Here is a 12,862-nt window from a genome sequence, read left to right as displayed (position 1 = left end):
CATCTCCTGTATGTGTTTAAACCTTCATGATTTCCTTTGCTTTTGTATCCACAGCAGAATCAATGGACTTTCCGATTTTATCCGTCAGCTTCTGGATTTTCTCCTGTGCATCCTTCTTCAGGTCCTCTGTCAGCTCTTTATCCTTCTTCACTGCATCATTTGCATCACGACGGATATTACGGATAGCGATTTTTGCTTCCTCTCCCATTTTATGAGCGGATTTTGCCAGCTCCTTACGGCGCTCCTCTGTCAGCGCTGGAACATTAAGACGAATAACTTCTCCATCACTCTGTGGAACAAGACCGGTATCGCTTGTCTGAATCGCACGTTCAATGTCCTTCAGCGTGCCGCGGTCATACGGCTTGATGACAAGCTGACGTCCCTCAACAACCTTAACGGATGCCACCTGATTGATCGGTGTCGGGCTTCCATAATATTCAAACTGCACATGGTCAAGCAGAGATGCGTGTGCTATACCGGTACGAATCGTTTTCAGATCCTCCTCCAGTACGGCTACAGCCTTCTTCATTTTTTCTTCCGCATGATTTAAGATTTCCATAGTATTACTTCCTTTCCTTTGTGATAACGGTTCCCGTAATATCCCCCTGTACAGCCTTCAGGATATTGCCGTGCTCATTCATATTGAACACCACCAGATCGATGTCATTGTCCATGCACATGCTGGTAGCTGTCGTATCCATGACAGCCAGCCCCTCCTGAATTAGGTCCATATACGTAAGCGTGTCATATTTTACTGCATCCGGATTGATCTTCGGATCCGCGTTGTAAACACCGTCCACGCCGTTTTTTGCCATCAGAATCACATCGGCTCCGATTTCGCTCGCACGAAGAGCTGCTGTGGTATCCGTTGAGAAATATGGATTTCCTGTTCCGGCACCAAAGATGACAACACGGCTTTTTTCCAAATGACGGTTTGCACGACGCACAATAAACGGTTCAGCAACCTTCTGCATTTCAATCGCTGTCTGTACACGGGTAGGAACACCTTCCTGCTCCAGCGCACTCTGTACTGCCAGTGCATTGATTACAGTTGCCAGCATCCCCATATAGTCTGCCTGCACACGTTCGATACCCATGGTTTCCGCCATCTTGCCGCGGATGAAATTTCCCCCGCCGACAACGATTGCCAGATCCACACCAAGCTCATGCACCTGTTTCAGTTCCTTTGCCAGGGAAGCAAGAATTTTGGGATCAAAGGAATTCCCCGGAGAGGACAATGCTTCTCCGCTTAATTTCAGCAATACTCGTTTGTACATAATTACGTCCACCTTTATCATTTTTTCGTATGTATGGATTATGAAATCCTTTCGTTCTTATTATAAAGAAAAAGCTTTCAAAAAGGAAGAGGAATGTGCTGTTTTTTTCCATTTTATAAATGTTGTCACAAGCACACCCGTCTGCTTCTCTGTATTTGTTTACGTTGCCTTTCCTTAAAAAAAGGACACAAAGAGTGTCCTATTTACCAAATGCCTGGCTCATTACTTCTTCAGCAAAGTTATCTTCACGTTTTTCGATTCCTTCACCTACTGCGTAACGAATAAAGCTTGCGACAGTAGAAGCATGTTCCTTCAGATACTGTCCTACCTTCTGGTCAGGATTCAGGAAAAATTCCTGTTCAACCAGACAAGCGTCCTTCAGATTCTTGGAAACCTTTCCTTCGATGATTCCGGCAAGAACCTTTTCCGGTTTGCTGGCCAGCTTCTCATCGTTTTTCACGATTTCAGTCTGTACCTTACGCTCGTGTTCAACAACCTCAACCGGCATGTCATCACGAGAGACATACTGCGGATTCATACTTGCAATCTGCATTGCCATATCCTTAGCGACTTTTTCATCCGCACCCTTTAATACAGCCAGCGCAGAAATCTTTCCGCCCATGTGCATGTAGGAAGCAAATACTTCATCGTCCGCCTTTTCAACTACAGCCATACGGCGCAGAGAGATTTTTTCTCCGATCGTGGCTGTCGCAGTTGTTACCAGATCCGCAATGGTTTCACCGTTCACCGTGCAAGCCAGTGCAGCATCCAGATCCGCAGGCTTGTTGGAAATCAGTGCATTCTTAACTGTTTCCAGCAGCTCCAGGAACTGTTCGTTCTTTGCAACGAAGTCCGTTTCAGAGTTTACCTCGAAAATAACTCCGGTGTTGCCTTCCACACCAACGCGTGTCAGACCTTCTGCAGCGATACGGTCGTTCTTCTTGGCAGCCTTTGCAATACCCTTTTCACGCAGCCAGTCGATAGACTTTGCGATGTCGCCATCACACTCTGTCAGAGCCTTTTTGCAGTCCATCATTCCTGCGCCTGTTTTTTCACGTAATTCTTTTACTAATGCAGCAGTGATCATGATCTTTCCTCCATTTATATTCTTATGTTTTTCTGATTATTCAGCAGTCTTAGGTGCTTCACTTCTTGCGGAATCGTTATTCGCCGGTCTGCTGTCTGCAGCAGGTCGTACGTTTTCACGTCTCTGGTAAGGAGCCTTTGCATTGCGTCCGTTACGGTTACGGTCATAAGGACGACGGTTACGACGTTCCTCGTTTCTCTGACGACGACGTCTTTCGTTTTCTGCAATCTGCTCTTCCACATTGATGATAACATCCTTCATCGTTACATCGTTTTCGTTCTCATCAATATTGTGAGCAACGCTTAACAGACCACCCTTAGCTTCTACAATAGCATCTGCCATCAGAGTTGTAATCAGTTTTACGGAACGGATTGCATCATCATTGGAAGCAATCGGGTAATCGACTGTTTCAGGGTCACAGTTTGTATCCACCATTGCAAATACAGGGATTCCCAGCTTCTTAGCCTCTGCAACAGCATTGTGTTCTTCTTTTGGATCAATAACGAAGATTGCGTTTGGCAGCTTCTTCATTTCCTTGATTCCGCCCAGGAAGTTTTCCAGACGAGCCTTCTGCTTCTTCACCTGTGCGATTTCTTTCTTAGGGTACAGGTCCAGTGTTCCGTTTGCTTCCATCTCTTCGATTTCAACAAGACGTTTTACACGTTTCTGAATCGTACGGTAGTTTGTTAACAGACCACCCAGCCATCTCTGATTTACAAAGAAGCTTCCGGAGCGAAGCGCTTCCTCAACAACCACAGCCTGTGCCTGTTTCTTCGTACCTACGAACAGTACCTTTCCGCCTTTTTCAGCGATATCTTTCATTGCCGCATATGCAGTGTCCAGCTGTTCCAGAGTTTTCTCCAGATTGATGATGTAAACACCGTTTCTGCTTGCATAGATGTTTGGTTTCATTTTTGGGTTCCATCTGCGAGTCTGATGACCGAAATGTACACCAGATTCCAATAATTTTCTCATTGTTACTACTGACATGATATATCCTCACTTTCCGTTACGCCTCCATCACTTCCACGCGGCAGCAACTTGTCATTGACGCATACACTGCGTCTCGAAGCACGGGCTGCCGAATCCATGATGTGTGTAGTGTGCGTGTTCGCACCGTTGTTTATTATATCACATTCATTGTTCTTTTCAATAGTTTTTTTACTTTTCTTGTGCACGCGGGTGTGCATGCGTGTAGGCCTTCTTCAGCCGCTCCTGTGTCACATGGACATATACCTGCGTTGTCGATAGCGATGCATGTCCCAGCAGCTCCTGTACCACACGCAGGTCGGCACCGTTATCCAAAAGATGCGTCGCAAAGGAATGCCGGAACATATGCGGATGCACATGCACGGAAAGCGAACAGGTATCAGCGGCCAGCTGCATGCGGTACTGTATGCCGCGCGTGGTCAGCCCCTTCCCCCGCTGATTGATGAACACGATATCGTGTTCCTCCTTCATCCATTGTGGACGCACCTCCTGAAGATAGTGCTCCAGCAACTCTCCTGCCAGCGCATAAAAGGGAACAATGCGCTGCTTGTTTCCCTTACCGTGTATGGTGAGGATGCGATCGTGCAGATCGATATCGTATAACCGAAGGGAGGCCGCTTCACTGACCCGCAGACCGCAGGCATACATCAGCTCAAACATCGCACGATCCCGCAGTCCGTCCGGCGTGTCCAGATCAAAGCTGCTCAAAAAGGTATCCATTTCATCATAAAACAGAAACTCCGGTATCCGCTTGGCGCGCTTCGGTGTCTTAAAATACAGAAACGGATTCTGCGTGATTCCCACATATTCATTCAGATAGCGGTAAAAGGAACGAAGGGAGGACAGCTTGCGGGCAATCGTGGAATTTTTCATTTCTCCGCTGACCCCGGGCTTCTCACGCAAAGAGGCAATGTAGTTCATGACGATGATGCGATCTGCATCCTGCAGCTCCTCAATTCCCTCTTCCTGCAAAAAAGAGATAAACTCGCGTATATCTCTTTGGTAGGCGGCGCGTGTATGCACACTGCCGCTGTTGAGGGAATCCATGTACTGCAGAAACCGCGCAAGCAGTTCCTCCATCAGTCAAACTCCTTTTTGTATGTATCGATTACGGATAGCGCCTGATTGGCAAATGCCTCCTTGCGTTCCTTCTTCTTTACCTTTTCCAACAGACGCATAATTCCGAAGTTGGCATTCATCGGCTGAAAATAGCGCTCGCTGGCATGAGTGATGTAGTGCGCCATCGATCCGATGACACACGTATCCGGCAGCTCCACGACTGCTTTCTCACGCATGAGGTTGGCCATATTCATCCCAGCCAGAAGTCCGCTGGCCGCACTTTCGACATAGCCCTCCACGCCGCACAGCTGACCGGCAAAGAACAGATCATCCCGCTGGACATGCTGATAGGTGGGGCGCAGAACCTTCGGTGCACACAGATAGGAGTTGCGGTGCATGACACCATAGCGCACAATGGAAACATTCTCTAAGCCGGGAATCATGGACAGCAGACGCTTCTGCTCCCCCCATTTTAAATGCGTCTGAAAGCCGACGATATTATACAGACTTGCCACGGCATTATCCTGACGCAGCTGGACAACCGCATACGGTGTCGTTCCATCCGGACGCTCCAGTCCAACCGGCTTCATCGGCCCAAACAGCAGCGTCTGCCGTCCGCGGCGTGCCATTTCCTCAAACGGCATACAGCCTTCAAAGTAGGTTTCATCCTCAAACTCGTGCAGCTGTGCGGTTTCCGCATGAATCAGCTCCTCGTAAAAGGCATCAAATTCCTCCCTGCTCATCGCACAGTTGATATAGGCAGCCTCTCCCTTATCATAACGGGATTTGATATATGCCTTAGAAAAATCAATGCTGTCCTTTTCAATGATCGGGGCGGCCGCATCATAGAAATGGAAATAATCCGCATGGGTGTATTCCTGTATGGCTTTGCTTAATGCATCGCTTGTCAGCGGACCGCTGGCAATGATGCAGGGACCATCGGGAATCTGTGTTACCTCTTCCTGTATGACCTCAATCAGCGGATGCTGTTTCAGCTGTTCTGTAATACGCCGGGAAAAGGCCTGACGATCCACTGCCAGCGCACTGCCGGCCGGAACCCGTGTGGCATCCGCACTCTCCATGATGATGGAATCCAGATGCCGCATTTCCTCTTTCAAAATCCCAACCGCATTGTTCAGGGAATCCGAGCGAAGGGAATTGGAGCACACAAGCTCCGCAAAGTTTTCACTGTGGTGTGCCGGTGAGGACGTTTTCGGCCGCATTTCCACAAGCCGTACCGGAATCTTGCGCTTTACCAGCTGCCACGCCGCCTCACAGCCTGCCAGACCGGCTCCGACAACGGTTACCTTATCCATCATGATTCACTGCCTTCTGCCTCTGCTTCCACAGCCTTCTTCACGGGTTTCTTCACTGCCTTTTTCACAACCTTCTTGGTCGTTTTCTTGGCAGCTGCCTTTTTCTTCGGTGCTGCCTTATCATCCCCTTCCGCTTTTTCCTTCTTCGGTTCCTTTTTGATATAGCGGCATTTCGGATAATTGCTGCAGCCGATAAAGGTCGTACCGAAACGGGATTTTCTTCTTACCAGCTCATGACCGCAGTCCGGACACATTTCTCCGGTAGGCTCCGGTTCTTCCTTCGTCTTGTTGCTTTTGATATATTTACATTCCGGGTAATTGCTGCAGGCAAGGAAGGAGCCGTAGCGTCCTTTTTTCGTCACCATCTTGCTTCCGCATTTCGGGCAGACCTCCTCCACAGCATTTTCATCCTCATCCTCACCTTTGGTATAGCGGCATTCCGGAAAGTTGATGCAGGAGATAAATTTACCGAAACGCCCGATGCGATACACCAGGTCGTTCCCGCAGTCCGGACATTTTTCTCCGGTGCGCTCCAGCTCCTTCTTTTCCATATTCTCATATGCATTCTGCAGCAGCGGTTCAAATTCATTATAGAAGGTACGAACCTCTTCAATATTGTTTCGCTCTCCTGCCGCAATCTCGTCCAGGTGATGCTCCATATTCGCCGTATAGGATACGTTGATGATGCCGCTGAAGAATTCCTGCAGCTTGGTGTCGGTCAGCTCGCCCTGTTCACTGGGGATGAAGACCTTCGTCTTACTGCCCTCACTTGGGCGCTCCAAAGAGACATAGCCGCGGGCCTGCAGTGTATCAATGATGATTGCATAGGTGGACGGACGTCCAATTCCCTTTTCCTCCAGATCCTTGATCAGGCGGGCCTCACTGTAGCGAAGCGGCGGCTCGGTGAAGTGCTGCTTACCTTCCAGCTCAACATCCTTGAGCGTTTCCTGTTCTTCCATGATTGGCAGCATTTCATCCTTAACAGTTTCATAATCGCTGTAGATTTTCAGATAACCGTCAAAGGTAAGAATGGAGCCGTTGGCACTGAACTCACAGCCATCGGATACGATCTGTACATTGACCACATTGCTTTTGCTTGGCGCCATTAAGGATGCCAGCGTTCTGGCATAAATCAGCTTGTACAGCTTATACTGATCATTTGTCAGATATTCCTTGACTCTTGCCGGCGTATTCAGAATACTCGTCGGACGAATGGCCTCATGCGCATCCTGTGCATTTTCACTGTTTTTCTGACGGGCACGTCCCTTGTAGTCCTTCCCATAGGTTTCTTCGATATAGCTTTCCGCATCCTTGACAAACTGATCACTCAGTCGTGTGGAATCGGTACGCATATAGGAAATAAGACCCTCGCTGACTCCTCCCGCAAGCGGAAGTCCCTCATACAGCTTCTGTGCAATCTGCATGGTTTTCTTTGCTCCAAAGCCCAGCTTGGTGCTTGCCTCCTGCTGCAGGGTGGAGGTGATGAACGGCATTCTTGCTTCTTTCTTGCGAACCTTCTTTTCAATGCTGCTGACAATGAAGTCATGACAGCAGCGCTCGATGACCGCATTGACCTCCTCCTGCGTTTTCAGGTCAGCCTTCTTGCCGTCAATCTTGTTTAAGGATGCGCTGAACATCTTTCCATCCTTTTCAATATTGGCAGCCAGTGTCCAGTATTCCTCACTCTTAAACGCGCGGATTTCATTTTCCCGTTCAACGATCAGGCGCAGTGCCACCGACTGCACACGGCCTGCGGATTTGCTTTTTATTTTACTCTGTAACAGCTTGGACAGCTTAAAGCCGATGATGCGGTCCAGCATACGCCGTGCCTCCTGGGATTTCACCAGGTCCTGATCAATCGTACGCGGATGCTCAAACGCCTCCACCACTGCATGCTTTGTGATTTCGTTGAAGATGATACGGTTTTCTTCTTCCATATTCAAATCCAGCACATTTGCCAGATGCCAGGCAATCGCCTCTCCCTCACGGTCGGGGTCACTTGCCAGATATACATGATCGCTTTTTTTCGCGAGGTCCTTCAGCTCCTTAACGACTGCGCGTTTGTCACTGCTGACCTTGTAGGTCGGCTCGAAATCATTCTCAACATCGATTCCCAGACCACCCTTGCCGCTTGTCGCAAGATCACGTATATGTCCTTTGGATGAAACAACATGATAGTCGCCACCCAGGTATTTTTCTATGGTTTTGGATTTGGAAGGGGATTCCACAATAACCAGATTTTTCATGTTATGCCTCCTAGCAATTAAATATACGTCTCCTATTATTCGCACAAATTCCTGTTTTGTCAAACATTTTTTAAAAAATAAGGCGCAGATCGTCCTCATCCACAAGGATATTTGCCCCCTGTGAGATCAATAGATTGCAGCCGGTTCCGGCCTCATCCAGATAAGCATGAGGCACACAGTAAACAGGAATATCCAGCTCCAGCGCCTCATTTACCGTCAGCAGCGAACCACTTCTTCGACGAGCCTCCACAACGATAACGGCCTCACTCAATGCGGCGATAATCCGATTTCGCCATGGAAAGTGGTACGCATAGGGCTTTGTTCCGTTTGGATACTCACTGATAATCAGCTGCTTTTTTATCATAACAGCATACAGGGACGCATGCTCCTTTGGATATACGACATCCAGACCACAGCCAATTACTGCAATCGTATGCTGATCCAGTGCACTGCGATGCGCCTGTCCATCAATTCCCCTGGCAAGACCGGACACGATGACGAAGCGCTCTTTCATACAATCGGTAATACGCGCACAGTTTCTTAGCCCCGCAGCACTCGCCTGCCGACTGCCGACAATACCGCAGCCCGGTTTCTGAAGCAGTGTCATGTCACCCTCATAAAACAATATCCACGGCGGACAGGCAAGCCTTCGCAGCTTGTCGGGATAGGCCTGATCAGCAATCGTCACATAGCTTCCCTCATACGCCATCCGTGTCCAGGGCTCCTGCCTGTCCAGCGCAAGCTTCATCTTTTTCCAGTCGCCTTCATAGCGCAGTGCATAGCACAATAGTTGTTCTCTCATAATATCACCTCATATGTATATACGAAATGAACATCAAAAACTCCTAAAAAAAACAGGAATTTTTTCCTGCTTTTCATGAAAAACATCTGTGCTAAGGTACTCCGCGTGTCTCACTCAGCCCTTTTTCGGCTTAATGACTTCTTCCAGCGCATCCTTCGCTGCATCATCTACCAGAATTTCTCTGGCACTTGTCAGGAAGGAAGCCATATTCTGCATTTCGCTTGGCACAACAATCTTGGTCGCTTTGCCATCCGCCATTTTCTCATAGGTTTCCAGACTCTTCAGACTCAGATATTCCTTCGTCGGGTTGGCATTCTTAATCATCTCAATACCACGGGCCTGTGCTTCATAAATACGCTCCATTGCACGTGCCTGTCCTTCCGCTTCCGCAATCATTGCTTCCTTCTTTGCATTAGCACGCAGCACCATCGCTTCCTTTTCACCCTCGGCAGTCAGGATATTGCTTCGTTTTTCACCCTCTGCACGAAGGATGGATTCACGTCGTTCACGCTCTGCACGCATCTGCTTTTCCATCGCTTCCTGAATATCGCGCGGCGGGATGATGTTTTTAACCTCTACACGGTTCACCTTAATGCCCCATGGATCTGTTGCTTCATCCAGAATCGCACGCATCTTCGTATTGATAATATCACGGGAGGTCAGCGTTTCATCCAGCTCCAGATCACCGATGATATTACGCAGTGTGGTCGCTGTTAAATTTTCAATCGCGGTGATCGGTCCTACAACACCATACGTATACAGCTTTGGATCGGTAATCTGAAAATATACAACCGTGTCAATCTGCATGGTTACATTATCCTTGGTGATAACCGGCTGCGGAGCAAAATCCTTCACAACCTCCTTCAATGTCACCTTATTCGAAACACGATCCACAAAAGGAACCAGAATATGAATTCCTGTGTTCCAAGTTGTATGATAGGCACCCAGTCGTTCAACGACATATGCCTTTGCCTGCGGCACGATACGGATGAGGTAGGCAAACAGCCCAACCAGAATCAGCGCAACTACAACAAGCAGTATAATCTGAAATACACTCATCATCATTACCTTCTTTCTTTTTCTATCTTTCGCTTACTCTTTTTACAAGTAACTTAGCACCTTCAATAGCGACAACCTTGACCTTTGCACCTTCCTCGATGGAATCATCATCCACAGGAACCGCATGCCACATTGTCCCGTTCACCTTGACCTCACCCCATTCATCCTTTGTCACAAGACTGGTTACCTGCGCAATCTCACCGATAAAGCGATCGGCATTGGTAGGCACCGTATTCCCACGCAGATAACGTGAGGCTATCGGACGCACAATCAGCATACTGGCAAGTGAAACAACAACAAAGCATACAATCTGCACCCACAGCGGAAGATTGATCAAAGCCGTCAGCGCTCCGATTACACCTCCCACGGCAAACCATATGGAAATCAATGCAGTAGGTGTCGCCAGTTCAACCAGAACCGCGCCTACGCTAATGGCAATCCAGATCAGTACCATAATCCATTCACCCCTTATCTGCAGCCAGCTCATGGAGATCTGCAATCAGCATATTCTCCGTTTCATCATAGGCCGCGTTGATTTTCAGTCCGTTGATCGGCTGATTGATCATACCGGAAATCTCCTCAATGATCATTTTGTTGCTGATTCTTGCATATCCTTTTCCAACAGACACCTTATGCAGCTGATCCATAGATACCAGATGCAGATCGATTTCCCGTTTTGTAACGGGACGTATTCCTAATTTCAGGCTATCCTTATCCAGTCCGATCATGGCCCAGCGCACATCCTCAAAATAAGAGGCAGCGCTGCTGTTCAAGGTAATGTTATTCGGATACAGTGTCAATACAAGCGTATATACATTGCCTTTTACCCATGTAAACATCCTGCCACCGCCTTTCCTGTTCCTTATCCATAGTATAGTACGGTTTCTCTTATTTTGCAATACATTTTTATACACTTCTTATTTTTCTTATTATTTTTTACAAAAATTAAAAAAAGCAGCCTTCACTGCTTAAATATCCAGCACCAGCTGCCGCATGGCAGCTACCGGACCATAGCTTTCCCGATACAGCCCTGTAATCACACCATAGGTATGCAGTGCCTCTATATGAGCCTTTGTCGGATAGCCCTTGTGACGCGCAAAGCCATATTGCGGATACTGCCGGTCATACGCTTCCATCATACAATCCCGTGTAACCTTGGCCAAAATGCTTGCGGCTGCAATACTGACGCTTTTCTGATCTCCCTTAACAAGGGAAATCACATCCCGCTCATTATGAGGAAGCGGCATGGCATCCGTTAAAATACCGTCCGCATGTGCAAACATATCGCTTATATCCTGCATCGCCCTCTGGGTCGCACGATAAATATTCAATTCATCGATAATCTTCGGCTCGATGATACGTATATGATATTCCAGCGCCTGCGCAACCACCTCATGGAAAAGGGCTCTTCGCTTCTTATCGCTCAGCTTCTTGGAGTCGTAAATTTCCGGATGGGAATACCCTGGTGGAAAGGCAACGGCCGCAACGACAAGAGGTCCGGCAATGGGACCTCTGCCTGCTTCATCGATGCCTACAATGCAGCGCTTTCCCTGCTGCCACCATACCTGTTCATACTCATTCGCTGTCTGCATACGGCATCTCCCACGTAATTCTTCCCAGCTTGTCATCCCGCAGCTCCCGCAGGAAAGCTTCAATGGTACGCTTCTCATCCATTTCACCCTTGCGCATAAAGCCGCGCTTTTCTGCAATTCGCTCCAGCATGATATAGGGATCCTCACACACGGCAATATCATAGCGCTGCTGCAGCGCCTCTTTATGGTTCGCAATCAGATACCGCATCGCCCAGGCCGCAATCTCCTCCAGCGGGAGGATTTCATCACGTATCGCTCCCGTGATAGCCAGCAGAACACCGACGGTTTCATCCTCAAATTTCGGCCACAGCACCCCCGGAGTATCGAGCAGCTCCAGATTCTGATTCACCTTCGACCACTGCAGTGCCCTTGTCACACCCGGACGATCTCCGGTGACAGCCACCTTTTTTTTGGATATCCGGTTAATAAAAGTGGATTTACCGACATTCGGCACTCCGACAACCATTGCACGAATGGCACGGGGACGGATGCCTCTTCGCTTCATGCGTTCGATTTTCGCCTGCATGAGCAGACGGCTTTCCTCCACGATTCTCGCTGTGATATTCTCCTTCAGAATATCCAGCGCCACAACGCGTGTGGTTTCATTCTGCAACGCACTGCACCACAGCTTTGTCGCCGCAGCATCCGCCTTATCCTTTTTGGAAAGTACGATCAGCCGCGGCTTGTTCTGACACAGCTCCTCAATCATCGGATTCTTGCTGGCACTTGGAATGCGGGCATCCCGCAGCTCGATCACCATGTCCACCATGTTCAGCTTTTCCTGCATTTCCCGCTTCGCCTTGGTCATATGACCAGGGAACCATTGAATGCGTATTTTATCATCCGCCATTGCCTACATACCTCGCTTTCGAAAACGGCTGGTAAACAAACACCCCTCTGGCGATGATCTGTTCTCGCTGAAACGGCCCTACAGCATCATTTCTTGAATCCAGAGATTCATTACGGTTATCACCAACCAGCAGATATTCATTCTTCCCCAGCTTTTTTGATGTATAATCCTGTGTAAAATAAAGCTTATTCGCACTTTTTTTCACCTGTTCCACATACTTCTTATCCAGAAACGGTTCCTCCATCGCCTTTCCATCCACGTACAGCACATCCTCACGGTAGCTGATCGTTTCTCCAGGCAACCCGATGACACGCTTGACCCACAAATCATCACTTCGATATTCTCTGGCAACAACCACATCAAAGCGCTTAATTTCACCGACATAGTTTGCTGCCATATTGATGATTACCGACTCACCTTCCACCAGCGTGGGATACATGGAGGTGCCTCTGACTTCCTCCTTGCGTGCCACAAAGACCAGAATGACCATTGCCGCCACTACAGTGATCAGAATCAGTCGGGCAAAGTCAAGGATAGTATATACAATGTCCAGATTGCTTCTGGTTCTTTTGTTTTTGTTCATA

At 48.3% G+C, this 12,862-nt stretch carries 15 protein-coding genes; all 15 read right to left on the bottom strand.

Translation table 11 applies throughout. The annotated features are described in order from the left end of the window. Nucleotides 1-16: 16 nt before the first annotated feature. The 15 genes from frr to lepB all read right to left on the bottom strand — a co-directional run bounded on the left by frr (nt 17) and on the right by lepB (nt 12,861). Entirely contained in the window at nt 17-559 is a 543-nt protein-coding gene (gene frr, locus G4D54_09800) for a ribosome recycling factor (protein ID QJA02706.1), read from the bottom strand. Nucleotides 560-563: 4 nt separating this feature from the next. Beyond that, nucleotides 564-1,277, bottom strand: a complete 714-nt coding sequence (locus tag G4D54_09795) for a UMP kinase (GenBank protein ID QJA02705.1) — start codon at nt 1,275-1,277, stop codon at nt 564-566. Nucleotides 1,278-1,476: 199 nt separating this feature from the next. After that, nucleotides 1,477-2,364 carry an elongation factor Ts gene (locus G4D54_09790; protein QJA02704.1) on the bottom strand — a complete coding sequence of 296 codons (888 nt, stop codon included), beginning with the start codon at nt 2,362-2,364 and terminating at the stop codon, nt 1,477-1,479. Between the two features lie 36 nt (nt 2,365-2,400). Continuing rightward, the gene (rpsB, locus tag G4D54_09785; protein QJA02703.1) at nt 2,401-3,354 is read right to left on the bottom strand and encodes a 30S ribosomal protein S2; all 954 of its coding nucleotides are present in this window, start codon (nt 3,352-3,354) and stop codon (nt 2,401-2,403) included. Beyond that, nucleotides 3,345-3,554 carry a hypothetical protein gene (locus G4D54_09780; GenBank protein QJA02702.1) on the bottom strand — a complete coding sequence of 70 codons (210 nt, stop codon included), beginning with the start codon at nt 3,552-3,554 and terminating at the stop codon, nt 3,345-3,347. Before G4D54_09780 ends, rpsB begins: the two co-directional genes overlap by 10 nt. Continuing rightward, on the bottom strand, nt 3,526-4,434 hold the full coding sequence (xerC, locus tag G4D54_09775; protein ID QJA02701.1) for a tyrosine recombinase XerC: 909 nt from the start codon (nt 4,432-4,434) through the stop codon (nt 3,526-3,528). The genes G4D54_09780 and xerC overlap by 29 nt, the downstream gene beginning before the upstream one ends. Further along, complete coding sequence (locus G4D54_09770) at nt 4,434-5,732, bottom strand: methylenetetrahydrofolate--tRNA-(uracil(54)-C(5))-methyltransferase (FADH(2)-oxidizing) TrmFO (protein QJA02700.1); 1,299 nt, start codon at nt 5,730-5,732, stop codon at nt 4,434-4,436. Before G4D54_09770 ends, xerC begins: the two co-directional genes overlap by 1 nt. Next, on the bottom strand, nt 5,729-7,975 hold the full coding sequence (gene topA / locus G4D54_09765; protein ID QJA02699.1) for a type I DNA topoisomerase: 2,247 nt from the start codon (nt 7,973-7,975) through the stop codon (nt 5,729-5,731). The genes G4D54_09770 and topA overlap by 4 nt, the downstream gene beginning before the upstream one ends. 70 nt (nt 7,976-8,045) lie before the next feature. Then, the gene (gene dprA / locus G4D54_09760; protein ID QJA02698.1) at nt 8,046-8,777 is read right to left on the bottom strand and encodes a DNA-protecting protein DprA; all 732 of its coding nucleotides are present in this window, start codon (nt 8,775-8,777) and stop codon (nt 8,046-8,048) included. A gap of 114 nt (nt 8,778-8,891) precedes the next feature. Then, nucleotides 8,892-9,836, bottom strand: coding sequence for an SPFH/Band 7/PHB domain protein (locus G4D54_09755; protein QJA02697.1), 945 nt, complete (start codon nt 9,834-9,836; stop codon nt 8,892-8,894). A gap of 22 nt (nt 9,837-9,858) precedes the next feature. After that, nucleotides 9,859-10,290, bottom strand: a complete 432-nt coding sequence (locus G4D54_09750) for an NfeD family protein (protein ID QJA02696.1) — start codon at nt 10,288-10,290, stop codon at nt 9,859-9,861. 7 nt (nt 10,291-10,297) lie between these two features. Then, nucleotides 10,298-10,675: a hypothetical protein gene (locus G4D54_09745; GenBank protein ID QJA02695.1), complete on the bottom strand. Its 378-nt coding sequence runs from the start codon at nt 10,673-10,675 to the stop codon at nt 10,298-10,300. Nucleotides 10,676-10,804: 129 nt separating this feature from the next. Beyond that, complete coding sequence (locus G4D54_09740; GenBank protein ID QJA02694.1) at nt 10,805-11,428, bottom strand: ribonuclease HII; 624 nt, start codon at nt 11,426-11,428, stop codon at nt 10,805-10,807. Continuing rightward, nucleotides 11,412-12,278, bottom strand: a complete 867-nt coding sequence (gene ylqF, locus G4D54_09735; protein QJA02693.1) for a ribosome biogenesis GTPase YlqF — start codon at nt 12,276-12,278, stop codon at nt 11,412-11,414. Before ylqF ends, G4D54_09740 begins: the two co-directional genes overlap by 17 nt. Beyond that, entirely contained in the window at nt 12,268-12,861 is a 594-nt protein-coding gene (gene lepB, locus G4D54_09730) for a signal peptidase I (protein ID QJA02692.1), read from the bottom strand. Before lepB ends, ylqF begins: the two co-directional genes overlap by 11 nt. Nucleotide 12,862 lies beyond the last annotated feature (1 nt).

It is taken from the genome of [Clostridium] innocuum (genome assembly GCA_012317185.1).
Taxonomy (GTDB): Bacteria; Bacillota_I; Bacilli_A; order Erysipelotrichales; family Erysipelotrichaceae; genus Clostridium_AQ; species Clostridium_AQ innocuum.
The sequence above is the reverse complement of the archived record's forward strand: the minus strand, read 5'-3'. Positions and strand labels throughout refer to the sequence as shown.